The organism is Pseudarthrobacter sp. DSP2-3-2b1, assembly GCF_049895945.1.
GTDB lineage: Bacteria > Actinomycetota > Actinomycetes > Actinomycetales > Micrococcaceae > Arthrobacter.
The window spans coordinates 31,641-54,978 of record NZ_JAFCTI010000011.1; the positions used below are offsets into that span (position 1 = coordinate 31,641).

Below are 23,338 nucleotides of genomic sequence, written 5' to 3' on the forward strand. Positions count from 1 at the left end.
ATGGCCATCCAACTCGTGACGACGGCGGCGGAGCTCCGGGATGCCAGCGCCCGGCTTCTCTCGCACAAACAAGGCCGGTCACAGGGCCTGGTGCCCACCATGGGCGCGCTGCACGAAGGGCACGCCACGCTTGCCCGGACCGCCGTCGAACAGAATGACGTGGTGGTGGCGTCCATTTTCGTGAACCCGCTGCAGTTCGGCGATGCCGTGGATCTGGACAGGTACCCACGGACCCTTGATGCTGACGTGGCCCTGCTGGAGGAGCAGGGTGTGGACCTGGTGTTCGCGCCGTCTGTGGACGAGGTCTATCCCGGCGGCGAGCCCCAGGTGCGTGTGACGGCGGGGGCACTGGGGGAGAAGTGGGAAGGCGCCTCCCGGCCAGGGCATTTCGACGGCGCCCTCACGGTGGTTGCCAAACTGCTGCACTATGGCACTCCGGGGGCCGGCCTGCCGCCGTCGGGGGCGTTCGTCTCGGGCGGCGGCGGGGGACTGCCGTCCTACCGGGCCTACTTCGGCCAGAAGGACGCGCAACAGCTGGCGCTCGTGCGGCGGATGGTGGCAGACCTGAACTTCCCCGTGGACATTGTCGCGGTGCCCACGGTTCGTTCCGGGGACGGACTGGCACTGTCCAGCCGCAACCGCTTCCTCTCGGAGGAACAGCGCGAAGCCGCACTGGTCCTCTCGCGGGCGTTGCGGCTCGTGGAGGAGCGGGCCGAGGCGCACGAGCCGTTGGATCCCGATTCGGTGCGGGCGATGGTTGCATCCCAGCCGCTGGTTGAGCTGGACTACTTTGACGTGGTGGATCCGCGCACGCTGGAGCCGCTGGCCGAAAACTGCCGGAAGGTTCCGTTCCGTGGTGAGGGGCTGGCGATCATCGCGGCCAGGGTGGGCCCGGTCCGTCTGATAGACAACGTGCCGCTCAGCTCTTAACGCCCAGGGTCCTTTTCGGCGTCCGGCGTATCCGGTATGCTGAAAGCGTTGCCCCGGACCCTGGCATCGCCCTATTTGGCGTACTCCAGGAGGAACACTCTTACCACGGGCACCCGGTACCTCACCCTGAATTTCCTTCGGCTTTTGTGCTGCCCGGCCTCAGCCTTTCCAACGCAGCCGCATGCATGGCGGGCCACGCGCCCGCCTCCATTTCTTTTTGTCCCTCTGGCCCTCCCGGCCAGGCATACCCAGGAGCGAATCCCATGATCCGCACAGTAGAGGACGGACTGTCCTACCTCGTCAAGGTCCATGACGCGGCCGTTTTGGACGACTACCTTAATTCAGCCGTTGACCTGGCCCGCCAGCACGCAGCCATGAGCGGACTGTGCGGGATCCTCGTGACCCGCCATGCCCATGACACTTACACGGTGGCTGTCAGTGAGACCGTGCCCTTCGGAGAGACCCGCGAACGGCACGATCCTTAGGCGGAGGCAGTGATGGTCTATCTGGACAGCACGTTCCACACCGTCCCCGATGGAGTAATGGACGAACCAGGCGTTGATGAGCAGCCAGTCACACCCCTTGGGTTGCAGGCCCGCGAGATCATCGACTCCATCCTCGACGACGTATCGCCAGGGCTGGCGGAGGTCAAGTGGCGTCTGCGCAAATGCCTGGCTGCCCACCCGGGTTCGCCCGAGCAGGCGTTACTGGCCCACCTCATGGAGACCTCGGAGCTGGTGAACCACGGGACTCGCTGACTCCAGTAGGTATCCTTGAAGTGACGACACCGCCGTTCCGGTTCTGCCTGCAGCCGGGTCCTCTCACAGCGGGATGATTCAGGGATCAGAGGCTCACCATGGAAAGTGCACCCGGCATGTTCGCGGGTGAGGTTGACGTGTGTGCACCCTATTTGGCGAAGCTGCCCGTGACAGGCGCCGCCGTTTCCCTGTTCGGCGGTTCGGCTGCTGAAACTTTGGTCTCTGCCACCGACGATCTGGCTGCCCGGCTGGATGAACTGCAGTTTAACCTGGGAGAAGGGCCCCGTTGGCGGGCGCTGCAGACACGCTTGCCCGTGTTGGTCCCCGACGCCCAATCGCCCGCTGGTCACGAGTGGCCGATGTTTTATCGGGCAATCCACGGCACAAGGGCGGCCGCGCTCTTTGTTTTCCCTTTAACAGTTGGCGCGGTGGACCTTGGCGTCGTGGAGCTGTACCGGGCCTCACCTGGAAAGCTGAGCCGATCCGATCAGGCGACGGCGGCCGTGCTCGCCGGCGAGACCTCCTTTCATCTCCTGCGAAAGATCCTCAACCTCAGTTCGCCCGAGACCGATCCGGTCCTTGAGCCCGCGTTGATGTCGCGGCGCGAGATTCATCAGGCCACCGGCATGGTTCTGGCGCAGTCCGGTGCCACAGCAGCCGAGTCGTTGCTATTGCTGCGGGCATACGCCTTTGCCCATGACCTCACGCTGAAGGAGACCGCGGCCGCTGTGCTTGAGCGCCGGCTCAGTTTTGAGCCCGGGAATGGTGGGCCGGGCGGACGCGTACTGCAGTAAAATGGCGCCATGGGAATCAGTACGCGCGCCGAGCGCGTCAGCGTGGCGTTCGTGAAAATCACGGACACGCTCGTGGCCGACTACGACGTCGTTGACCTGCTGCACACGCTGGTGGAGGAGTCTGTAGGGCTGCTGGATGTAGCAGCCGCGGGCTTGCTCCTGGCTGACTCCAGTGGTGAACTGCAGGTAGTGGCATCCACCAGCGAGGAAAGCCGGCTCGTAGAAATCCTGCAGCTCCAGGCGGGGGCCGGCCCCTGCGTTGAGTGCTACCTCACGGGGAAAGCGGTGGACGTGGAGAGTGTCGCCAGGCTCACTGTCTGGCAGGACTTCCGTGACGCCGCCCTCTCGCAGGGCTTCCACTCGGTTCACGCCGTGCCCATGCGGGTTCACGGCAGGACTATTGGTGCCATGGGCCTCTTCGGGGCCGAGGAAGGTGCCCTGACGGCAGAGGACGCCGCCATCGGTCAAGCGCTCGCGGACGTTGCAACAATCAGCCTTATGCAGGAACGGACCATCAGGGAAGCGGCCCTGGTCAACGAACAGCTGCAGCGGGCATTGAACACGCGGGTACTGATCGAACAGGCCAAGGGCGTCATTGCCCACACGGCGGGGGTGGACATGGACGAAGCGTTCAACCGGCTGCGAAGCCATGCCCGCGCTCACAGCCAAAGCCTGCACGCAACGGCCGGGCGCATCGTGGACCGCAGCCTGACGTTGTAGGGGTTCCGGGTGTTGAGGGGCTATTCCGGGTGTAGAGGGGCTAAAGCGCCGTTTCCGATTGTGGATCGCGGTTGACCATCAGCTGCTGCAGGAGCGCACGTTCCGGCCTGCCTGGGTTCTGGGCTACACAGCGGCGAAGGCGTGCCCGGGCCAGTTCCTCGCCGGGATCGGTTCCGGCCAGGACTTCATCGATGATTTCCTGGGCCTGCCACCGCAGTGACTCCTTGGCGAACTGCCGGACTTCCGCGGACGCTGTGGCGCCTTCAATCCAGGGATCGGTCTCTTCGCAGGGTATAAATTCAAACACTCGCTCTGCTGACATCGGGGCCTCCTTGCACCAGGCCGGCGGATCCCTGATGGCTTCCCTCGGCGTCGAAGCACTGCGCTGAAAAACACATTACAGCGAGTAAGACCGGTCTGTCTCCCCTTGGGAGTAAACTTGTTCTCACGATGATCCATGGCCCAGATCCCGCATCCTCCCCTGCCGAAGTCCAGGTAGCGGCGGCTCTGAGTCCTGCCGATTCGCGGAGCCGGATCCTTGCAGTGGCCTATGATCTGTTCTCCCGCCGCGGCGTGCGGGATGTGGGCGTCAACGAACTGATTGAGCGTTCGGGGGTGGCGAAGGCAACCTTCTACCGGCACTTCCCCTCGAAGGATTCGCTCGTCCTCGCCTTCCTTGAGCAGCGGGACCAGCTTTGGACCGTCGAAGCTATTGTCAGCCAGGCGCGGCTCCGGGGCACTACGCCCACCGAACAGCTGCTGGCCATTTTTGATGTCTTTGGTGACTGGTTCCTCCGGGACGATTTCGAGGCCTGTTCCTTTATCAACGTCCTGCTCGAAATGGGTCCCGCCCATCCGCTGGGCCAAGCGAGCATTGATTACCTGGCGAAGATCAGAGGCCATGTGCAGGCCCTCGCCGAGGAGGCGGGCTTGCAGCGCACCGAGGATTTCTCCCGGTCCTGGCACATCCTGATGAAAGGCTCCATCGTCTCAGCCACCGAAGGTGATGCGGGAGCCGCCAAGCGCGCCCAGCAGATGGCCGGCTGGCTCATCGAGCACCACCGCAGCTGATCGCTCCCGGCGGGGGTTTCCCGCTGCTGTTGCCTACCTCCCAGGCCGCTGTTGCCTACGGTGATTCCATATAGTCAGCTTGCTTATCACTTATGGCTTTTCTAGGCTGGATGCGTCAGGCAATCAACTCTCGAAGCGGCCCCCGCGTGTGCTGGAAGCCACCCCGGTCCGCCTCAATGAAGGAGGAAAAGTGTCAGAACACAGCATCGCAGGCAAGAAGGTCGCATTCCTTTTGACCGACGGCGTGGAGCAGATTGAGCTCACCAGCCCGTGGGAAGCAGTGAAGGAAGCCGGCGGCGAACCCACTCTGGTTGCCCTCTCGAAAGGACGGCTGCAGGGCTTCAACGGCACCGAAAAGGGCGATACTTTCGACGTTGACCTCACAGCGGCGGAGGCTGACGCTTCGGAATTCGACGCGCTGGTCATCCCCGGCGGGGTAGTGAACGCCGATCACCTGCGGGTGGACAAGGATGCCCAGAAATTCACGCGCAGCTTCTTCGAGCAGCACAAGCCAGTGGCCGCCATCTGCCACGGCCCCTGGCTCCTGATCGACGCCGGCGTGATCCGCGGCCGCAAAGTGACCTCGTACCACACGCTCCAGACGGACCTGAAGAACGCAGGCGCCAACTGGACCGACGAAGAGGTGGTGGTGGACCAGGGCCTGGTGACCAGCCGCAGCCCGAAGGACCTTCCCGCCTTCAACAGCAAAGTGGTGGAGGAAATCTCCGAAGGCCAGCACGCCGGCCAGACCGCCTAGGGCGGAAGCGTTCCCTCAGGGTTAAGAAAAACCCCCGGTGGAGGAATTCCTCCGCCGGGTAGAGTGTTGGAATCTGCAGCGACGATGCTCGCGCGCCACTTATTCTCAAGCTCGCGCCACTTCATTTCAAACTCCCTGAGGGAACACCCATGTCTACAGAAGTCTCTTCGAACGCTGCCGGTCAGCCCGGCCAGTCTGCGCCGCCGGCAGCGCCGAAGCACACCGCGCCGGAGAAAATGTCCCGCGAGTCGGTAACGATTATCGCCACCCTGCTCGTGGCCACCTTCGTGGTGATCCTCAACGAAACCATCATGAACGTTGCCCTGCAGCGGCTGATGGTGGACCTGAACGTGGATGCCCCCACGGTCCAGTGGCTTTCCACCGGCTTTATGCTCACCATGGCCGTGGTCATCCCCACCACGGGTTTCATCCTCCAGAGCCTCTCCACCCGCGCGGTGTTTATGCTCGCTATGGGGCTGTTCGCCGGTGGCACCGCCCTGGCAGCCCTCGCGCCGGGCTTCGAAATCCTGCTGCTGGCCCGCGTTGTCCAGGCCGGCGGCACGGCAATCATGCTGCCCCTGCTGATGACCACCATCCTCACGCTGGTTCCGCTGGCCAAACGCGGTGCGGTTATGGGCAACGTCAGCATCGCCATCTCCGTAGCTCCTGCCATGGGGCCAACCGTCTCCGGCCTGATCTTGGAGCACTTCACCTGGCGGTTCATCTTCGTCTTCGTCCTGCCCGTTGCCCTGGCGGCCCTGGCCATCGGCGCAAAGTACCTGACCAACATCGGCAAAGCTGAGAAGACCAAGCTCGACTTCTTCTCGGTCCTCCTCACCGTCCCGGCCTTCGGTGGCCTGGTGTACGGTCTCAGCCAGATCGGCGGCGGCCACGGCGGCCAGGCCGGTCCGGGCACCGTTGCCATAGGCGCTCTGGTCATCGGAGTCGCCAGCCTGACGGCCTTTGTGCTGCGCCAGGTCCGGCTGCAGAAAGCCGAAGCGCCCCTGCTGGACCTCCGCGCCTTCAAATTCCGCATGTTCACCGTTTCCGTGCTGCTGATGGTGGTGGCCATGATGGCGCTCTTCGGCGGCGTTATTCTGCTTCCGCTCTACCTCCAGGAAATCCGCGGCCTGGGTTCCCTTGAGACCGGCCTGGTGCTGCTCCCGGGTGGCCTGGCCATGGGCCTGCTGGGTCCGGTGATCGGGCGCCTCTTCGACAGGATCGGCCCCCTGCCGCTCACCGTGACCGGATCGGTGCTGCTGGTGCTCTCCTTGTGGCAGTTCTCAATGCTCGACGCCGGCACTGCAGTGTGGTGGATTGTCACCCTCCACGTGGGGCTGAGTTTCGGCCTTGCGCTGCTGTTCACCCCGGCATTCACCACGGGCCTGAACCCGTTGCCGCCGCATCTGTACTCGCACGGCTCAGCCATCATGAGCACCACGCAGCAGGTCGCCGGCGCGGCCGGCACAGCCCTGCTGGTGTCCATCTTCGCCGTGGTATCCGCCACGTCTGGCCTTGTGGCTGGGATGAGCACCGCGTTCCTGACGGCAACCTTCGTAGCCCTCGCCGCCGTCGTGCTTTCAGCGATGATGCGCAAGACCGAGGGCACAGGCCCGGGCCACGGGCCGGCCCACTAGCTACGGCCGTCAGGCAGCCAGCCTTCCACTGCGTTTTCCCAGAGAGCGGGGCTGATGTTCCATTCCTGCGTGTGCCGGCAGGCCGGGAACCGGACCAGACTCACCAGGTCAGGGAAACGGGCGGCGTAGTCCTCGCTGATGCGGATCGGCGTGCTGGCATCGCCAACGCTGTGGAGGATGACTGCCGGTACGGGCGGCGCCAAAGCGGAGAAATCCAGGGTCCGAAGGTCCAGCGGCTGGGCCAGTCCCGCCAGGCGGTGCAGCGGCCCGCCAAGGATCCGCAACACTCCGGTGGCAAGGGCGGCCGGTAGGCGCCGCGCCGCCGTGTGCGAGGAGAGCGTCCGGTGCCAGTCCAGCACCGGCGCCGTCAGCACCAGGCCGGCGATCAGCGCCCGGTGGCTGGAGGTGTGGGCTGCGGCCAAGGCCATGGTTGCCCCCATCGACCAGCCCGAGATGATGATCGAGCCGGCCCCGTGCGAAGCCGCGAAGTCCAAGGCTGCTTCCACGTCCGCCAGCTCGCTGAGGCCGAGGTGGTGTTTGCCGTCCGGCGTCGGGGGAGCGTCGGGGTCCCCGCGGAATGAGATGAGCAGTTGCGGGTAGCCGAGCCGGTGGAAGAACGGTGCTGTGCGGACGCCGGTGGCCCGCCGCCCGCCGAGCCCGTGGACGTGGATGACCCAGGGACGCCGGGCGGACCCAGGGATGAGCCACGCAGGAGCCGGGCCCGGCAGCAGCACGTCCTTAAAGGGCAGGCCGGCCGCTTCAGGGTCCGGGTAGACGTAGCCGGCCCAGTAGCCCGCGGTGTTCCCCTTGAGCTGGCCGCTGTAGATTTCTTCAACGCGGCGGGTGACCGTGCGGGCCTTTGTGTCGCTGGATATGACCTGGCCGATGCGGGCATGCCCGGTGCGGTTACCCCAGTACAGGCTGTAGACGCCGGGAGCCGAGGTGTCCTGGTCAGCATGGAGGGTGACATTGCCGCCGTCGACGGCCAGAATCCTGGTGCGCTCAGGGCGCTGTACCACGGGCGTAACCAGACTCCTGGCCGTCTGCAGGCAAAGCGCGCCCGCAAGGGACGCCGCAGCGAGTGCTGAGGCCGCACCGAGGAGGGAGCGCTTTCTCACACAAGCCACCTTAGCGCCGGGGCTTGAAGGCCGTGGGCCTGAGCGGCGGGCGTGAAGGGGCCCAAAGGTCAGCCGGCGAAGAACTCGCTGAGTTCGGTGATGAGCTTCTCCGGTGCGCGGAGCACGCCGTCGTGGCCGGCGCCCGGCAGGATGGTGTAGCTGGAGCCGGAGAGGACATCGTGGATCTGGCCGCATGCCACGCCGAAGTAGGCCGGACTTTTCTCGCCCACCACGATCAGGGTTTCCAGGGGCAGTGCAAGGAACGGCTCCGCCGGCATGTCCGCGGCGATGATCGCCTTGATCTCGCGGACGCCGGTGTTCATCAGTTCACGCTGCTGCTTGCCCACATGGGTGGCGGCCGTGAGCTTGTTCGCGATGGTGAGCATGGACAACGGCATCCGGGAGAACGCGCCGCCGGTTTCCAGGCCCTTGTTCAGCACGGCGAGCGCCCTGCCGTCGTCCCCGGCTGTGGTGGCTTTCTCGTACTCGGAGGTCCAGTCAGCCTTGACGCTGTGGTTCACGGACACTGCCGGGTCATAGACGGCGAGCCGCTCCACCGGGAGGGTCCGGGCCGCGTGCAGGGCCACGGCGCCGCCGAAGCTGTGCCCGAAGACGTCGGTGCTTGATGTGTGCTTCATAACGGCGTCCAGGTCCCGGATATCAGTGTCCAGGGTGTAGTCCTCGGGCTGCGGTGACGAGGATCCGCGGCCACGGCGGTTGAACGTGTGCACCGGCCGGCCCAGGGCTGCGCTGAGCTTCTGTGCGAACTTGGTGTAATCGGCCGCGGTCACCATGGAAGCCGGCACCACCACCACGCCGGAACCGGCCGAAGCGAGTTCCGCACCCGTGGAGAAGAGCTCCAGTGTGCCGCCGTCGGGGGTTCTGATGTTCTCACGCGTCATGAACCGAGCCTATCGGAGGTACCCGAGTGCTGACAGCAGGCTCAGCCCTTGAAGTACTCCGCGATGTCCGTGACCAGCTCGTTCACCGCTGCCGGGATGGAACCGTGGAAGCCCTTGGGCGAGAGTTCGTAGGTGCTGCCCGGTACGGAGGCGTGCAGGCGCTGGGCGGTGACCTTGTAATAGCTCGGGCTCTTGCCGCCCACCATGAAGTGCGTGTTGGCGGGCAGGACGCCGAAGTCACGGACATGATCGGCTTCGTCATACGCGGCCCGCAGTTCGCCGACGCCGGTAGGCATCAGTTCGCGGAACATCCTGTTGACCTTGGTGCGGGACAGCAGGGCCATCAGTCCGGCGAGGACGGGCTCGGGGATCTTGGAGAGCGTGGTGGCCGGCTGCATGCCCTTCTTCAACCTGGCCAGGGCATGGCCCACATTGCCGGCGTTGACCGCTGCCTCAAAATCGTCCAGCCAGGCGGTGTCCAAACTGCCGTCAATGTTGACCGCGGCGTCGTAGACCGCCAGCTTGTCCGGTTCGTGGGCGGTGCCGGCGAACTCCTGCACCGCGTTCAGTGCCACCGAGCCGCCCAGGCTGTGGCCCAGGAGGTTGCGGGCGCCGGTGGCGTCCATGACTGTGCGGACGTCAGCGATTTCGGTGGCCATGGAGTAATCGGAGGGCTGTTCGGTGGAGTTGCCCCGCCCGCGCCTGTCGTAAACGTCCACGGCCCAGCCCTCGCCCAGGCCCTTGGCCAGCGCCACCGAGAACGGACGGTAGATCAAGGCCGTGAGGAACGCGCCGCCGATGACCACCACCCGGCGCTCGCCCGGCGCATCTTCGGTGCCGTAGCTGTATAACGCCAGCCTGCCGCCGTCGTGCGTGGGCACTTCCTGTTCTTTCACGCTCCCCATCCTAGGGTGGGAGCGTGCTGCTACCTGCGCCTGCCCAGTGGCCGGAGCTGGCCGTCGCTGCCGTTGATGAACCGGGCAATCCTGACCGCCAGCCCCTTGCCGGGCCGGATCGGTCCCTCGTGCAGCTGGCCCGGGACCACCTGGAACGAGATGGCGGGAACAGCGGCTGCCAGCTGCCGGCCGGTCTCGGCGAAGTACGCGGGGCTCCAGCCGCCGCTCAGCATCAGGATGGGCGTGGTGAGGGACGTGAAATCGTCCAGTTCGGCGTCGGCGTCGAGCACGGCACGCATTTCCTTCACGGCGGTGGGCAGCAGTTGGCGCATCTCGGACCCGAGGTTGGTCCGGGCGGAGAGGATGCTCAACATCCGCAGGGCGCCGAGCGGCAGGTAGGACAGGGGACCGGCAGTGGCCAGGCCCTGGACCAGGTGCGCCCACGCATGGTTGAGTTGGCCCGCGGTCACCGCGTCCTCGAGCTCGGGGCGCCAGCGGTGGCTCAGGTTTCCGGAAAGCGATACGGCGGCGTCATAGGTCACCAGCCGGTTGATCGGCAGGGTCCGCGCTGCCTGCAATGCCACGAACCCGCCGTAGCTGTGCGCCACCACGTCAGTGGACCCCGTCTCACGCAGGACCGCAGCGAGGTCGCTGATCTCGGTCTTCACCGAGTAGTCATCGGGCTGGGGCGATGACCCGTCCCGCCCCCGCCTGTTATAGCAGTGCACGGGCCTGCCGAGCAGGACGCTAAGCTTCCGGGCGAACGGCCGGTAGAGGGCGTCGGTGACCAGGGTGCCGTGGATGAGTACGACGCCGGGAGGCCCCGCCGTCGTCGGGTCCAGTTCCACAGGGGTGCGGAAGGAATGCACGTCGAGGTGCCCGCCGTCGTCCGTCTCCACTGTCCATTTCTCCACAGCCCGAGTCTATGCCCGGGACCGCCCCCGGAAGCCGGGTACGCGATCGCCCGGTAAACTTGGGGATTGTGACTTCCCAAAACACCCCCGCCCCCAAAAATGCCCCAGAGCCTCTCGACGCCAGCGAACAGATGCGCATCCGCATGGAGAAGCGCAGCAAGCTGATCGAGCGCGGCACCGAGGCATATCCGGTGGGTGTTGAGCGCACGCACTCCCTCACCGAGATCCGTGAAAAATATGCACACCTCGAAGCTGACGAGACCACCGGCGACGTTGTGGGCGTCACCGGCCGCGTGGTTTTTGTGCGGAACACCGGAAAGCTGTGCTTCGCCACGCTCCAGGAAGGCGGCTTGGACGGCAAGGGCACCCGGCTCCAGGCCATGCTGAGCCTCGCCAACGTGGGTGAAGAAGCGCTCGCGGACTGGAAGGCACTGGTGGACCTCGGCGATCACGTCTTTATCAAGGGCGAAGTGATTTCCTCCCGTCGCGGCGAGCTGTCCGTCATGGCAGAGTCATGGTCCATGGCCTCCAAAGCCTTGCGCCCGCTGCCCGTCCTGCACGCGGAACTGAACGAGGAAACCCGCGTCCGGCAGCGGTACGTGGACCTGATGGTGCGCGACGAAGCCCGGGAAATGGTCTACACTCGCGCCGCGATCACCCGCTCCATCCGCGAGAGCCTGCACCGCCACAATTATGTGGAGGTGGAGACCCCCATTTTGCAGCTGGTCCACGGCGGCGCCCTGGCCCGCCCGTTCGAAACGCACATGAACGCGTTCGATCAGAAAATGACCCTGCGCATCGCCACCGAGCTTTACCTCAAGCGCGCCGTAGTGGGCGGGATCGACCGCGTCTATGACATGGGCCGGGTGTTCCGCAACGAGGGCGTGGACTCCACCCACAGCCCGGAATTCACTACGCTTGAGTGCTACGAGGCCTGGGCGGACCAGTTCGTCATGGCCGACCGCATCAAGGAAATCATCCTCGACGCCGCTGACGCGGTGGGTGCCGGCCGCACCCTCCAGACGGACGCCGGCGAAATCAACCTCGACGGCGATTGGGCCTGGCTGTCCGTTTACCCCGGGCTGTCCGACGCCGTTGGCCAGGAAGTCACTCCTGACACGTCGGTTGAGGTGCTGCGTGAAATCGCCGCAAAGCATGAGGTGAAGGCGGACCCGAAGTGGGATGCCGAGAAGTTGGCCGTGGAGCTGTTCGGCGAAATTGTGGAGCCCACGCTGCTGAACCCCACCTTTGTCTACGATTACCCGCCCTCCGCGCAGCCGCTGGCCCGCCCGCACCGCGAGGACGGCCGGCTGATCGAAGCCTGGGACCTCATCATCGGCGGCATGGAACGCGGCACGGCCTTCTCCGAGCTGATCGATCCCGTCATCCAGCGCGAACGGCTGACCGAGCAGTCCCGGCATGCCGCGGCCGGTGACGACGAAGCGATGCAGCTGGATGAGGACTTCCTGCGCGCCCTCGAATACGGCGCTCCGCCGATGGGTGGCATCGGCCTGGGGATTGACCGGCTGGTCATGCTGTTCACCGGTGCCGGTATCCGCGAAACCATTCTCTTTCCGCTGCTGAAGCCTGAAGGACACTGACCGTGGAATATGTAGCAGTCCTCCTGCCCTCAGTAGTGGTGGGCCTGATTTTCTGGTTTGCGATGAAATCGATCTTCAATGCCGATAAGGCCGAGCGGCAGGCGGAAGCCCGCGCCCAGGCCGAAGCCCGGGGTGCTGCAAATGGCGAGGCCGATACAAAAGCCAAGAATCAGTCGCCGGCCCCACTGGACCGCCCGGATGTGGAATCCTGATATAGTCGCGGGACTTTCTGTGGATATCCACAGGAACCAATAGATGCTTTGACGCGTTGCCATAATAAGGGTCATACTTTTTAGAGGAACATCCTGCTTTTCTGAAAACCCCGAACCTTTCCCAGAGGAAGACTATTAATGGCACAGAAAGTAAACATCGTCCTCGTAGATGATCTGGATGGGGGATCCGCGGATGAGAATGTCCGCTTTGGCCTCGATGGGGTCAGCTACGAAATCGACTTGTCCTCGGCCAATGCGGCCGAACTCCGGACGTCGCTGGAGCGGTTCATAGCCGCAGCGCGCAAGACGTCTGCCGGGCGGACTGCCCGGACCAAACCCGCAGTGGCGGGGCGGGGCAATGATTCAGCGCAAATCCGTCAGTGGGCACGTGAAAACGGCTACACGGTCAACAGCCGTGGCCGAATTCAAGCCGAAATCCAAGAAGCCTACCAAAAGGCAAATTCCTAGGAGTCGGCCTTCATCGTTACCGGGAACCCTGTCTTCGCCCCCCCCGGCGTCGGCAGGGTTTTTTGGCGCCCTGAATTGCATGCAGGAGCATTTTGTGCCGCCGCCAGCATCACGCCACGGACATAGCCTGAATTCGCCCCGCCGAATCCATACTTCGGCGCGAGGCTCTAATGCCTGTAATTAGCGGACTGCGGCGGTATATCGCATCCCGGCGTTCTAACCGGCACAAAGGGCCACCAAAGAAGCCAGCGACAACCAGGTGCGGTGGAGATTCCAGCGCGTCCACTTTTGTTCATAGGCCTTTCTGGCACCATCCTGTCCTGGCACCGCAGCCTGCGCTAGTCCGTTGTTAAGGGGATGTTCACGGTGAAAGTGATGACCAGGGTCGCCGTGTAGAACGCCCACGCGAGGCTGACCGGGAATGCACTCTCCAGCCCGTTCGCGAACGAATAAAGGGCGGCTCCCGTCAGGGAGAAGAAGGCGCCGAAAAAGGCTACGGCGAACGCGGGGTTCTGGATCGCCGTATTGATGCTGGCCATGGCGCTGACAAAGGTGCCGTCTTCTGTTGCCCGCAACCCTGGCATCACCGAACAGGCAAATGAGTTGTAGAGCCCACCGATCCCGGCGAGCGTGACTGCCGCGGCTGGGAGATTCGATACGGGAGCGAATGAAGTTGAGTGCTGCGCGTATGTCTGCCGCTGTGCCCTCTTGGTTCGATGGAGCTATGGAAAACTACCAGCCCAACGCGGCAGACAAACGAACCGGCAACGGCACCATCCTGGTCATCGGCGGAACGGGCAAAACAGGGCGCCGGGTCGCGGAGCGGCTCAGTGAACGCGGCGTCTCCGTCCGCATCGGATCCCGCTCTGGCAGCCCGGCCTTTGACTGGGACGACGCCGGCACGTGGGGAGCTGCGCTGAAGGGGATCACCAAGGCCTACGTCACCTACTACCCGGATCTTGCGTTCCCCGGCGTATCCGGACTGATCGCACGCTTCGCTGCGGCAGCCGCGGCCAGCGGTGTGGAAAAAACTGTCCTGCTGTCCGGCCGCGGCGAGGACGGCGCCGTTGCCAGCGAGGAATCGGTCCAAGAGTCCGGGATCGCCTGGACCATCGTCCGGTGCAACTGGTTCAACCAGAACTTCAATGAGAGCTTCTTCCTCGGACCGGTGCTGGACGGAATTATCTCAATCCCCGCAGGAGATGCCGTGGAGCCGTTTGTGGACGCCGACGACATCGCGGATGTGGCCGTCGCAGCCCTCACGGAACCAGGGCATGACGGCGAGGTGTACGAACTATCCGGACCGCGGCTGCTCAGCTTTCACGACGTTGCCCACGAGATCAGCGCTGCCACAGGCAGGGACGTCGCCTACAGTCCAGTGACTGCGGCGGAGTACGAGGCCATCCTGGCAAAGGAAGGCCTGCCCCGGGACTTCGTGGACCTCTTCACGCTGATTCTGGACGGGCGGAACGCCTCCCTCACCGACGGCGTGCAGCGGGCTCTGGGCCGCGAACCAAAGGACTTCCGCGACTTTGCCCGTGAAGCCGCAGCAGCGGGGGCGTGGGACTGGAGACCGGGTCGGCTAGCAACGGCTACGGGCTGTTTGCGACTGTAAATTATTTATTGGGGCATTTATATGTGCCAGCGTCTAGAATGTTCGCCATGGACCCTTTGGCTGATTTCCTCGATGGACCCCGGGCCCGGAATGCCTTCCTGCTCAGGGTGGTCATGTCAGCCCCGTGGTCAATCAGGGTCCAGGACGAGGCCCCGCTGACCGTGGTGGCCATGCTGGGAGGCTCGGCGTACTTCAGCCAGGGCGCCGGCGAACCCCTGCATCTGGAGCCTGGCACGGTGCTCCTGATCCGGGACCAAGCCCCGTATGTACTCGCAGGCAACCCCAACGAAAAGCCAAGGTACTTTATCGGGATCGACCAGAACTGCTCGGGGCCCAACGGTGAAGATCTTGCCCAAAGCCTGCGCAGCGGTTTACGGACCTGGGGCAATGACGCTGATGGCCAGGACGCCATGCTGGTGGGCACCTACAGGAGCAGCGGCGAAGTGGGGGATCTTCTGCTGTCCGCCCTGCCATCGCATGTACTGGTCAAGGCCGCCGACAATCCCATCGTCTCCGTCCTGAGGCAGGAGATAGACGGCGACGGCGTCGCCCAGGCCAGCGTCCTTGACCGCCTTTTGGACCTGTTGCTGATCGGTGCTGTCCGGACGTGGACCGCCCGGGAGTCCAACGCGGAGCACAACTGGCTGACGGCGGAGCGGGACCCGGCTGTCCAGCAGGCCATCCGCCTGATCCACAGCTCGCCTGACAGGGCCTGGACCGTGGAGTTGCTCGCTGGAAGCGTCGGGGTGTCCAGGGCTTCGCTGGCCCGCCGGTTCCATGCACGCGTAGGTAAACCACCCATGGCCTACCTCAACCAGTGGCGGCTCGCGAAGGCTGCCGACCTGATGGGTGATCAACGGTTAACCCTGTCCACCATTTCGCGCCGTGTGGGCTACGCCAGCCCTTTCAGCTTCAGCGCTGCATTTAAAAAGCGGTACGGCGTCAGCCCCCAGGAACACCGGCGGCGGCAACCGGCAGTCGCCCGTCCGGAAGTGCCGGACAGGATCGAGGGGAACCATGACATTTGAGGCAAAGCCGGAGCTGCGGCATGTGGATGTTTCACTGCCGTTCGCCGGACCATGGAAAGTTGAGAACAGCCCGAAGCGGCGGGTCCCCAGCCATGGCACCGCTATGCTGGGCACCGCCTACGCGATCGACTTCGTCGGTGTGGATGATCACGGCAGGACTGCTCCTGGAGTGAGCTGGCGTACCGCCTTCGCCACGGAGCCGCCGGAGCAGTTTTTTTCTTTCGGCCGCCAGATCCTGGCCCCGGTAACCGGCCGGGTAGCAGCCGTGCATCAGGGCGAGCAGGACCACGAGGCCCGACGCTCCCCGGTAATGCTTCTGCCATACGCGCTGGGACAGGCTTCACGGCTCCGTCAGGGGCTCGGTAACATCACCGGCAACTGTGTGATTATTGCTCCGCACGGAGTCGGAGCCTTCGTAGCAGTAATGCATCTCCAAGCCGGCTCGATCCGGGTATCCGTAGGCCAGGAGGTCACGGAGGGAGAGCACATTGCAAACTGTGGCAACTCGGGCAATTCCACCCAGCCACACGTGCACATGCAGGCGATGGACAGGCTGGACGCGTGGACAGCCCAGGGGCTTCCCATGCGGATCAGGCGCTACTACGAAAAACCCCGCAGGTCCACGCGTTTCATACTCCGGGAAAACACGATTCCCTACGAAGCGTCAACCGTGGAGGCCGCGCGCTAACCGTTTGATCCCGTCACACGGACACCCACGGTTTCCCCTGTGGCGAACACGCTCCACAAGTCAGGGTCTGCCACGTAGCATCAAAGTACGTCGTAGCTAGGAGTGTGGCGAAATGTTTGAGCGATTTACGGACCGTGCCCGTCGAGTAGTTGTGCTTGCCCAAGAAGAGGCACGCATGCTGAACCACAATTACATTGGTACCGAACACATCCTCTTGGGTCTGATCCATGAAGGTGAAGGCGTTGCCGCCAAGGCTCTGGAGTCCTTGAGCATTTCGCTCGACGGCGTTCGCGAGCAGGTGCAGGAGATTATCGGCCAGGGCCAGCAGGCTCCATCCGGCCACATCCCCTTCACGCCGCGCGCCAAGAAGGTGCTGGAACTCTCGCTGCGCGAAGCCCTGCAGCTGGGCCATAACTACATCGGCACCGAGCACATCCTGCTCGGCCTCATCCGCGAGGGCGAGGGCGTTGCCGCCCAGGTGCTGGTCAAGCTTGGTGCAGACCTTAACCGGGTCCGCCAGCAGGTCATCCAGCTCCTCTCCGGCTACCAGGGCAAGGAGAGCGCCGGTGGCGCAGGCGTTGGCGCAGGCCAGCCTGAAGGCACTCCCGCCGGTTCCGTGGTCCTGGACCAGTTCGGCCGCAACCTGACCCAGGCTGCGCGCGAGAACAAGCTGGATCCCGTCATCGGGCGCGAATCCGAGATGGAACGCGTCATGCAGGTCCTTTCCCGCCGGACCAAGAACAACCCGGTCCTGATCGGTGAACCGGGTGTTGGCAAGACGGCCGTCGTCGAGGGCCTGGCCCAGGCGATTGTCCGCGGTGACGTTCCGGAGACCATCAAGGACAAGCAGCTGTACACCCTGGACCTCGGTTCACTGGTTGCCGGCTCCCGCTACCGCGGTGACTTCGAAGAGCGCCTGAAGAAGGTCCTCAAGGAAATCCGCACCCGTGGCGACATCATCCTGTTTATCGATGAAATCCACACGCTCGTTGGTGCAGGTGCCGCCGAAGGTGCCATCGATGCCGCGTCCATCCTGAAGCCCATGCTGGCCCGCGGTGAACTGCAGACAATCGGTGCCACCACCCTGGATGAGTACCGCAAGCACATTGAGAAGGACGCCGCGCTGGAGCGCCGCTTCCAGCCGATCCAGGTGAAGGAGCCCTCCGTCGCTCACGCGATCGAGATCCTCAAGGGCCTGCGTGACCGCTACGAGGCGCACCACAGGGTGACCATCACCGACGGCGCCCTCGCCTCGGCTGCCAGCCTCGCCGAGCGCTACATCTCGGACCGCTTCCTGCCGGACAAGGCGATCGACCTGATCGACGAAGCAGGTGCGCGGCTGCGCATCCGCCGGATGACCGCCCCGCCGGAGCTGAAGGCAATGGACGAGCGCATCGCCAAGCTGAAGATGGAGAAGGAATCCGCCATCGACGCCCAGGACTTCGAGGGCGCTGCTTCGCTCCGCGACAAAGAGCAGAAACTCATCACCGAGCGCTCCGAGAAGGAACGCCACTGGAAGTCCGGCGGCATGGACGACATCTCGGAGGTGGACGAGGATCTGATTGCCGAGGTGCTGGCCAACTCCACGGGCATCCCCGTCTTCAAGCTGACCGAGGAAGAGTCCTCGCGCCTGCTCAAGATGGAAGATGAGCTACACAAGCGTGTTGTCGGCCAGGATGAGGCCATCAAGTCGCTGTCCCAGGCGATCCGCCGCACCCGTGCAGGACTGAAGGACCCCAAGCGTCCCGGCGGCTCGTTCATCTTCGCCGGCCCCACCGGCGTCGGCAAGACCGAGCTCGCAAAGGCCCTGGCGGAGTTCCTGTTCGGTGAAGAGGATGCCCTCATCACCCTGGACATGTCCGAGTACTCCGAGAAGCACACGGTTTCGCGGCTCTTCGGCGCCCCTCCGGGCTACGTCGGCTACGAAGAAGGCGGGCAGCTGACCGAAAAGGTCCGCCGCCGTCCGTTCTCCGTGGTCCTGTTCGACGAAGTTGAGAAGGCCCACGCGGACCTCTTCAACTCACTCCTGCAGATTCTGGAAGACGGCCGCCTGACCGACTCCCAGGGCCGCGTGGTGGACTTCAAGAACACCGTAATCATCATGACCACCAACCTGGGCACCCGGGACATCTCCAAGAGCGTTGCCACCGGCTTCCAGTCCGGCACTGACACGCAGACCGGCTACAACCGGATGCGCGCCCGCGTCACTGAGGAGCTCAAGCAGCACTTCCGCCCCGAGTTCCTGAACCGTGTGGATGACGTTGTGGTGTTCCCGCAGCTCACCCAGGACGAGATCATCGAGATCGTGGACATGTTTGTGGGCCGCCTGGAGAAGCGCCTCAAGGACAAGGACATGGGCATCGAGCTCACGCCCGCGGCCAAGGTGCTCCTGGCAACCCGGGGCTACGATCCAGCCATGGGTGCACGGCCGTTGCGCCGCACCATCCAGCGCGAGATCGAGGACCAGCTCTCCGAGAAGATCCTGTTCGGTGAACTCCACGCCGGCGACATCGTCGTAGTGGATGTGGACGGCGAAGGAGACTCCGCCAAGTTCACGTTCGCAGGCAATACCAAGCCGCGCATCCCGGAGATCGCGCCGAGCGTCTAGATCCAGGCAAAACCGCACCAAACCGAAAGCCCCGCCACTCCACCAGGAGCGGCGGGGCCTTTGCGTTATACACACTGGGCTGCCTCCGGTACGGTGGCTGGGACGCTCCGGCACCGGAGCCATTTGCCGCTTGCTGCTCCTTCGTCGCTCTGACGCAAGCTACACAAATGACCCCGGCACCTTCGCTGGTGACTGGCGCACCGGCAAGCCCAAGTGCGACTGGAGTAGAGCCCTGCCTCGTAGGATTGTGGGTGTGACCGATCCTGAGACTTTTCGCATCCGCCCTGCCCGCACCAGTGATGTGGCCGCCATCAAAAGCCTGGTGGCGCCGTTGGCCGAGCAGCGGATCCTGATGGCGAAGGAGACGGTGGCCTACTACGAGAGTCTCCAGGAGTTCCGGATCGCAGAATCCGACGCCGGCGAAGTGATCGGCTGCGGGGCCCTGCACGTGATGTGGGAGGACCTCGCAGAAGTCCGCACCCTGGCCGCCTTGGACGCCTGGCGCGGCAGGGGCGTGGGGCACGTCCTGGTTGAAAGCCTGCTGGAAGAGGCCCGCGAACTGGGAGTAGGCCGGGTCTTCTGCCTCACTTTCGAGGTGGACTTTTTCAAGCGGCACGGCTTTGAGGTGATGGCGGACCAGACCGCCGTGGACCCAACGGTCTACTCGGAACTCCTGCGCTCCCACGATGAAGGCGTGGCCGAGTTCCTGGACCTTGCCCGGGTGAAGCCAAATACGCTGGGGAACACCCGCATGATCAAGGTCCTGTAACGCCCCGCATCTGCACCCGCCCGTTCTCGCCCTGAGCAGCGCGCAGAGCAGCATGGCATGAGGCCGTTGGCATAAATCTATTTGTTGGATAAACTAATCGGGCTGCACTTCGGCCTGCAGGTAAGGGACAGTCATTGGGGGCTGTCCCTTACCTATGCCCAACGGCCATTCACCGGAAGTCCCTTGCCCGGACAGCTGTGCCGGGATGGCCCCGGCGTCCACCAGACGGCGCGGGCTACCGGACTGAATGCGGCGATAGTAGGGTCAGAGGGCATCCTCCGGAAGTTCCATCCCCAGGAGTTCGGCCATGAAGAAACTCATCAATGACCCCCGCGCAGTGGTGGCCGAGTCCGTCCAGGGCTTCGGCCTTGCCCACGCGGCACTGGTGACCGTCAGCGCGGATCCGCTGTTCATCACGCGTAAGAATGTGGCGGTGGCTGGAAAGGTTGGACTTGTTTCGGGCGGAGGCAGCGGCCATGAACCGCTCCACGCCGGTTTTGTAGGCCCAGGAATGCTCGACGCCGCCGTGCCCGGGGCGGTGTTCACCTCACCCACGCCGGACCAAATCCTTCCGGCGATGCTGGCCGCGGACTCCGGTGCCGGCGTCGTGCTTATCGTGAAGAATTACACCGGGGATGTTTTGAACTTCGAAACCGCCGTGGAACTGGCTGAGGCCGAAGGTGTGGATGTCCGGACAGTGATCGTCAATGACGACGTCGCCGTCGAGGACTCGCTGTACACTGCGGGACGTCGCGGCGTGGCCGGCGCCGTGCTGGTGGAGAAGATCGCCGGCGCAGCAGCGGAGCGCGGTGACAACCTGGATGCTGTGGCAGAGCTAGGAAACCGCGTCAACAGCAACGTCCGCTCCATGGGGGTGGCGCTGGCGGCATGCACGGTCCCGCATGCGGGAACGCCCAGCTTCGATCTTGCCGAGAATGAGATTGAATTCGGCGTTGGCATCCACGGCGAGCCGGGCCGGCACCGCTTACCGGTGGAGGGCGCGGACGGCATCACGGACCGTCTGCTCGACGCCGTGCTGGGCGATCTGGGGATCGCCTCGGGTGAGAAGGTACTGCTGTTCGTCAACGGGATGGGTGGCACCCCGCTGCAGGAGCTGTATATCGTGTACCGCCGGGCGGCCGAACTGCTGGCGGGGCGCGGAGCCGCCGTCGAACGCTCGTTGGTGGGAAACTACGTCACCGCCCTTGACATGCAGGGCTGCTCCATCTCCGTCCTCCGCCTTGATGACGAACTGACCCGGCTGTGGGATGCCCCCGTGCACACGGCGGCGCTGCGTTGGGGGGCTTGACCATGGTCCTGGACGTGAACTGGACCATCAAATGGCTCACGCTGTGCGCGCAGTCAATGGCGGAGAACCGCCTGTACCTGATCGAACTGGACCGTGCCATCGGGGATTCCGATCATGGGGAGAATATGGACCGGGGCTTTCAGGCGGTACTGGAGAAACTGGCCGAAGTCCGGCCGGAGACACCGGGCGCTGCCCTGAAGCTGACCGCAATGACCCTGATGTCCAAGGTGGGCGGCGCCGCCGGCCCCCTGTACGGTACGGCGTTCCTGCGGGCCGCCACTGCGGTGGGGGATGCGGCCGAGGTGGCCCCGGCGGTCTGGGCAGCGGCTCTGCTGGCTGCCCGCGACGGGATCGTGGCACGGGGCAAGGCCGAGTCCGGCGACAAAACAATGGTGGATGCCTGGACCCCCGCCGCCGAAGCAGCGCAGGCCGCCGCCGCGCATGGTGCAGGCAACGTGCTTGAAGTTCTGGTCGCAGCCGCCGAGGCCGCCGAAGCCGGCGCCATCGCCACCGACCCGCTGGTGGCACGCAAGGGCCGCGCCAGCTACCTGGGGGAGCGGAGCGCAGGCCACCGCGATCCGGGAGCCGCGTCCAGCGCACTGATCCTCCGCGCCGCCGTCGAGGCCGCAGCATGACCGTACGGCTGGTGGTGGTGTCCCACAGTGAAAAGATTGCCGACGGCGCGGCGGAGCTCGCCGCCCAGATGGCGCCCGACGTCGTGATTCTCGCCGCCGGGGGTACCGGGGACGGCAGGATCGGAACCAGCCTCGAGAAGGTGATGGCCGCCTTGGACCAGGCGGCAGGAGGCGACGGTGTGGTGGTTGTGACGGATCTTGGGTCGGCCGTGATGACCGCTGAGTCGGCACGTGAGTTCGCCGGGGATCCGGCCGACGTGCTTTTGGCGGACGCACCCCTGGTGGAAGGTCTCGTTGCAGCCGCGGTGGCTGCTCAAGGCGGAGCAGGAGCCGAAGCGGTCAAACTGGCAGCTGAGGCGGTGTACGGCCGGGGTGCGAAGGATGCTGCGGCACCCACGACGTTTGGGGCCGGCACTGTCGCCGAAGGCTCCGTGACCGGACAGGGGCCGGATTTCACTGGTGACTTTGAACTTGTGAACCAGGCCGGCATGCACGCCCGTCCGGCCGCCAAGATAGCCGGCGGGCTTGCTGCGCTCAACGCCGAAGTCACTGTCAACGGGGTGGACGGAACCGCGATGACATCATTGATGACGCTGGCGGCGGGCCAAGGTTCGGTGCTTCACGTCGAGGCATGGGGCCCTGATGCGGAGCGCGCCGTCAACTACGTCGGAGGCCTGGTGCAGGCCGGCTTCGGCGAGCCGTAAGCGTTACTTCAGTTCCGGCCGCCGGCGAAGGCCCACCTTGTGGCCCTCGAACAGCAGATACGTGCCGATTCCCATCAGCAGGAAGCCGGCGATCCCGACGACGATCAGCTGGGTGTTCACGCCCGCGATCAGCAGGACTATACCGAGCATTCCCGCGACGGCACCCACGTAGGTGCTCCGCCTAAACCGCACTCCCACGGAGCCCGATGAGAGTTCCTCGGCAAGCCGCGGATCCTCGGCTGCCAGATCAGATTCCAGCTCCTCGAGCTGTTTCCGCTCCCGATCTGAAAGTGGCACCGTTACCCCTTTCCCGGCATGCAGAAGTTGTTCTAAATCCAACATCCGCAGTGTTAGTAATACTGAAATTACAGCGTCCGTGAGGGAAGTCAAGGGGAGGGTTTCCTTCAGGTACCGACGCGGTCAGGAGGACGGCCGAGGGGCCGTCCGGGAGATGATGGAACCATGACCATCGCCAAATCTGTTCTGCTCTTTGTCCTCGCTGCCGCGGCCGAAATTGGCGGTGCGTGGCTGGTCTGGCAGGCCGTCCGGGAGGGGAAGCCGTGGTGGTGGGCGGGTGCCGGGATCATCGCTCTCGGCATCTACGGTTTCGTTGCCACGCTGCAGCCTGACGCTCACTTCGGCCGGATCCTGGCCGCCTACGGTGGCGTCTTCGTGGCGGGGTCACTGGCCTGGGGAATGGTGTTTGACGGATTCCGGCCGGACCGGTGGGACGTCATTGGTTCGGTCATCTGCCTGTTGGGGGTGGCCGTCATCATGTTCGCACCCCGGGATGCGTGAGAGCGGCACCGGTCAGGGTCAACCCGGGGGCTGGTGCTGTCAGAGCGTGGCGAGCAGCCCGGCGGTCTGTTCCAAGGCGCCTGGCACGAGGGAGTAGTAGGCCCAGGTGCCGCGTTTCTCGCGGCGCAGCAGGCCTGCATCGACCAGGATTTTCAGGTGGTGGGACACGGTGGGCTGGCCCAGGTCAAGCGGGCCGGTCAGATCGCAGACGCAGGATTCCCCTGCGGCTTCGGCTCTGACCATCGAGAGCAGCCGCAGCCGGTTTGGATCTGCCAGCGCCTTGAACACCAGGGCCTTCTGCAGGGCATCCTCGGCGGTCAAGGCAGGCAGGGAACCCGGGACGCAGCAGGCCTCGTCCGTCTCCGGAGCCAGCACGGGCAAAGAGTTCATCTCTCCATTATGCCCT

28 protein-coding genes are annotated in these 23,338 nt (G+C 64.6%); 20 read left to right on the forward strand and 8 right to left on the reverse strand.

Annotated features, from left to right (window positions below):
* From ACP7AX_RS13970 to ACP7AX_RS13990, 5 genes are all read left to right on the forward strand, one after another.
* Entirely contained in the window at positions 1 to 930 is a 930-nt protein-coding gene (locus tag ACP7AX_RS13970; protein WP_131684809.1) for a pantoate--beta-alanine ligase, read from the forward strand.
* A 263-nt stretch (positions 931 to 1,193) separates the two neighbouring features.
* Positions 1,194 to 1,415 carry a hypothetical protein gene (locus ACP7AX_RS13975; protein WP_131684808.1) on the forward strand — a complete coding sequence of 74 codons (222 nt, stop codon included), beginning with the start codon at positions 1,194 to 1,196 and terminating at the stop codon, positions 1,413 to 1,415.
* A 12-nt stretch (positions 1,416 to 1,427) separates the two neighbouring features.
* Positions 1,428 to 1,688 carry a hypothetical protein gene (locus ACP7AX_RS13980; protein WP_426227111.1) on the forward strand — a complete coding sequence of 87 codons (261 nt, stop codon included), beginning with the start codon at positions 1,428 to 1,430 and terminating at the stop codon, positions 1,686 to 1,688.
* A gap of 98 nt (positions 1,689 to 1,786) precedes the next feature.
* Positions 1,787 to 2,482, forward strand: a complete 696-nt coding sequence (locus tag ACP7AX_RS13985) for a GAF and ANTAR domain-containing protein (protein WP_426227113.1) — start codon at positions 1,787 to 1,789, stop codon at positions 2,480 to 2,482.
* Positions 2,483 to 2,491: 9 nt separating this feature from the next.
* Complete coding sequence (locus tag ACP7AX_RS13990; protein WP_131684805.1) at positions 2,492 to 3,202, forward strand: ANTAR domain-containing protein; 711 nt, start codon at positions 2,492 to 2,494, stop codon at positions 3,200 to 3,202.
* 40 nt (positions 3,203 to 3,242) lie between these two features.
* Here the strand turns inward: ACP7AX_RS13990 and ACP7AX_RS13995 are convergent, their stop codons facing one another.
* A complete protein-coding gene (locus tag ACP7AX_RS13995) occupies positions 3,243 to 3,524 on the reverse strand; it encodes a hypothetical protein (RefSeq protein WP_426227116.1) in 282 nt (93 codons plus the stop codon).
* Positions 3,525 to 3,652: 128 nt separating this feature from the next.
* Here ACP7AX_RS13995 and ACP7AX_RS14000 point away from each other — a divergent pair, with 128 nt between their 5' ends.
* From ACP7AX_RS14000 to ACP7AX_RS14010, 3 genes are all read left to right on the forward strand, one after another.
* Positions 3,653 to 4,273: a TetR family transcriptional regulator gene (locus ACP7AX_RS14000; protein WP_131684803.1), complete on the forward strand. Its 621-nt coding sequence runs from the start codon at positions 3,653 to 3,655 to the stop codon at positions 4,271 to 4,273.
* 190 nt (positions 4,274 to 4,463) lie between these two features.
* Positions 4,464 to 5,030 (forward strand): type 1 glutamine amidotransferase domain-containing protein, encoded by a 567-nt coding sequence (locus tag ACP7AX_RS14005; RefSeq protein WP_426227118.1) that lies wholly within the window; start codon positions 4,464 to 4,466, stop codon positions 5,028 to 5,030.
* A 149-nt stretch (positions 5,031 to 5,179) separates the two neighbouring features.
* A complete protein-coding gene (locus ACP7AX_RS14010; RefSeq protein WP_426227120.1) occupies positions 5,180 to 6,667 on the forward strand; it encodes an MDR family MFS transporter in 1,488 nt (495 codons plus the stop codon).
* Here ACP7AX_RS14010 and ACP7AX_RS14015 read toward each other — a convergent pair.
* The 4 genes from ACP7AX_RS14015 to ACP7AX_RS14030 all read right to left on the reverse strand — a co-directional run bounded on the left by ACP7AX_RS14015 (position 6,664) and on the right by ACP7AX_RS14030 (position 10,497).
* Positions 6,664 to 7,785: an alpha/beta hydrolase family protein gene (locus tag ACP7AX_RS14015; RefSeq protein ID WP_426227122.1), complete on the reverse strand. Its 1,122-nt coding sequence runs from the start codon at positions 7,783 to 7,785 to the stop codon at positions 6,664 to 6,666. The genes ACP7AX_RS14010 and ACP7AX_RS14015 overlap by 4 nt on opposite strands.
* 68 nt (positions 7,786 to 7,853) lie before the next feature.
* Complete coding sequence (locus tag ACP7AX_RS14020; protein ID WP_426227124.1) at positions 7,854 to 8,687, reverse strand: alpha/beta fold hydrolase; 834 nt, start codon at positions 8,685 to 8,687, stop codon at positions 7,854 to 7,856.
* A 41-nt stretch (positions 8,688 to 8,728) separates the two neighbouring features.
* Positions 8,729 to 9,592: an alpha/beta fold hydrolase gene (locus tag ACP7AX_RS14025; RefSeq protein ID WP_426227126.1), complete on the reverse strand. Its 864-nt coding sequence runs from the start codon at positions 9,590 to 9,592 to the stop codon at positions 8,729 to 8,731.
* Between the two features lie 20 nt (positions 9,593 to 9,612).
* Positions 9,613 to 10,497 (reverse strand): alpha/beta fold hydrolase, encoded by an 885-nt coding sequence (locus ACP7AX_RS14030; RefSeq protein WP_131684797.1) that lies wholly within the window; start codon positions 10,495 to 10,497, stop codon positions 9,613 to 9,615.
* A gap of 68 nt (positions 10,498 to 10,565) precedes the next feature.
* Between ACP7AX_RS14030 and lysS the strand changes: the two genes are divergently transcribed.
* The 3 genes from lysS to ACP7AX_RS14045 all read left to right on the forward strand — a co-directional run bounded on the left by lysS (position 10,566) and on the right by ACP7AX_RS14045 (position 12,778).
* Positions 10,566 to 12,098 carry a lysine--tRNA ligase gene (gene lysS / locus ACP7AX_RS14035; protein ID WP_426227128.1) on the forward strand — a complete coding sequence of 511 codons (1,533 nt, stop codon included), beginning with the start codon at positions 10,566 to 10,568 and terminating at the stop codon, positions 12,096 to 12,098.
* A 2-nt stretch (positions 12,099 to 12,100) separates the two neighbouring features.
* A complete protein-coding gene (locus ACP7AX_RS14040; RefSeq protein ID WP_131684795.1) occupies positions 12,101 to 12,310 on the forward strand; it encodes a hypothetical protein in 210 nt (69 codons plus the stop codon).
* A 138-nt stretch (positions 12,311 to 12,448) separates the two neighbouring features.
* A complete protein-coding gene (locus ACP7AX_RS14045; protein WP_131684794.1) occupies positions 12,449 to 12,778 on the forward strand; it encodes an Lsr2 dimerization domain-containing protein in 330 nt (109 codons plus the stop codon).
* 338 nt (positions 12,779 to 13,116) lie between these two features.
* Here ACP7AX_RS14045 and ACP7AX_RS14050 read toward each other — a convergent pair whose 3' ends face one another.
* The gene (locus ACP7AX_RS14050) at positions 13,117 to 13,317 is read right to left on the reverse strand and encodes a hypothetical protein (RefSeq protein WP_426227130.1); all 201 of its coding nucleotides are present in this window, start codon (positions 13,315 to 13,317) and stop codon (positions 13,117 to 13,119) included.
* A gap of 185 nt (positions 13,318 to 13,502) precedes the next feature.
* Between ACP7AX_RS14050 and ACP7AX_RS14055 the strand changes: the two genes are divergently transcribed.
* The 8 genes from ACP7AX_RS14055 to dhaM all read left to right on the forward strand — a co-directional run bounded on the left by ACP7AX_RS14055 (position 13,503) and on the right by dhaM (position 22,134).
* Complete coding sequence (locus ACP7AX_RS14055; RefSeq protein ID WP_426227132.1) at positions 13,503 to 14,393, forward strand: NmrA family NAD(P)-binding protein; 891 nt, start codon at positions 13,503 to 13,505, stop codon at positions 14,391 to 14,393.
* A 47-nt stretch (positions 14,394 to 14,440) separates the two neighbouring features.
* Positions 14,441 to 15,421 (forward strand): AraC family transcriptional regulator, encoded by a 981-nt coding sequence (locus ACP7AX_RS14060; protein ID WP_426227134.1) that lies wholly within the window; start codon positions 14,441 to 14,443, stop codon positions 15,419 to 15,421.
* Positions 15,411 to 16,109 carry a M23 family metallopeptidase gene (locus tag ACP7AX_RS14065; protein ID WP_426227136.1) on the forward strand — a complete coding sequence of 233 codons (699 nt, stop codon included), beginning with the start codon at positions 15,411 to 15,413 and terminating at the stop codon, positions 16,107 to 16,109. The genes ACP7AX_RS14060 and ACP7AX_RS14065 overlap by 11 nt, the downstream gene beginning before the upstream one ends.
* 112 nt (positions 16,110 to 16,221) lie before the next feature.
* A complete protein-coding gene (locus ACP7AX_RS14070; RefSeq protein WP_131684791.1) occupies positions 16,222 to 18,717 on the forward strand; it encodes an AAA family ATPase in 2,496 nt (831 codons plus the stop codon).
* 253 nt (positions 18,718 to 18,970) lie between these two features.
* Positions 18,971 to 19,486: an amino-acid N-acetyltransferase gene (locus ACP7AX_RS14075; RefSeq protein WP_131684790.1), complete on the forward strand. Its 516-nt coding sequence runs from the start codon at positions 18,971 to 18,973 to the stop codon at positions 19,484 to 19,486.
* 307 nt (positions 19,487 to 19,793) lie between these two features.
* A complete protein-coding gene (gene dhaK / locus ACP7AX_RS14080; RefSeq protein WP_131684789.1) occupies positions 19,794 to 20,795 on the forward strand; it encodes a dihydroxyacetone kinase subunit DhaK in 1,002 nt (333 codons plus the stop codon).
* Positions 20,796 to 20,797: 2 nt separating this feature from the next.
* Positions 20,798 to 21,430 carry a dihydroxyacetone kinase subunit DhaL gene (dhaL, locus tag ACP7AX_RS14085; protein WP_426227139.1) on the forward strand — a complete coding sequence of 211 codons (633 nt, stop codon included), beginning with the start codon at positions 20,798 to 20,800 and terminating at the stop codon, positions 21,428 to 21,430.
* A complete protein-coding gene (gene dhaM / locus ACP7AX_RS14090; protein ID WP_426227141.1) occupies positions 21,427 to 22,134 on the forward strand; it encodes a dihydroxyacetone kinase phosphoryl donor subunit DhaM in 708 nt (235 codons plus the stop codon). Before dhaL ends, dhaM begins: the two co-directional genes overlap by 4 nt.
* A 3-nt stretch (positions 22,135 to 22,137) precedes the next feature.
* Here dhaM and ACP7AX_RS14095 read toward each other — a convergent pair whose 3' ends face one another.
* Positions 22,138 to 22,431 (reverse strand): DUF3040 domain-containing protein, encoded by a 294-nt coding sequence (locus ACP7AX_RS14095; RefSeq protein WP_426227143.1) that lies wholly within the window; start codon positions 22,429 to 22,431, stop codon positions 22,138 to 22,140.
* Positions 22,432 to 22,596: 165 nt separating this feature from the next.
* Between ACP7AX_RS14095 and ACP7AX_RS14100 the strand changes: the two genes are divergently transcribed.
* A complete protein-coding gene (locus ACP7AX_RS14100) occupies positions 22,597 to 22,932 on the forward strand; it encodes a YnfA family protein (RefSeq protein ID WP_426227145.1) in 336 nt (111 codons plus the stop codon).
* 39 nt (positions 22,933 to 22,971) lie between these two features.
* Here ACP7AX_RS14100 and ACP7AX_RS14105 read toward each other — a convergent pair whose 3' ends face one another.
* Entirely contained in the window at positions 22,972 to 23,322 is a 351-nt protein-coding gene (locus tag ACP7AX_RS14105) for an ArsR/SmtB family transcription factor (RefSeq protein ID WP_426227147.1), read from the reverse strand.
* Between the last annotated feature and the right edge of the window lie 16 nt (positions 23,323 to 23,338).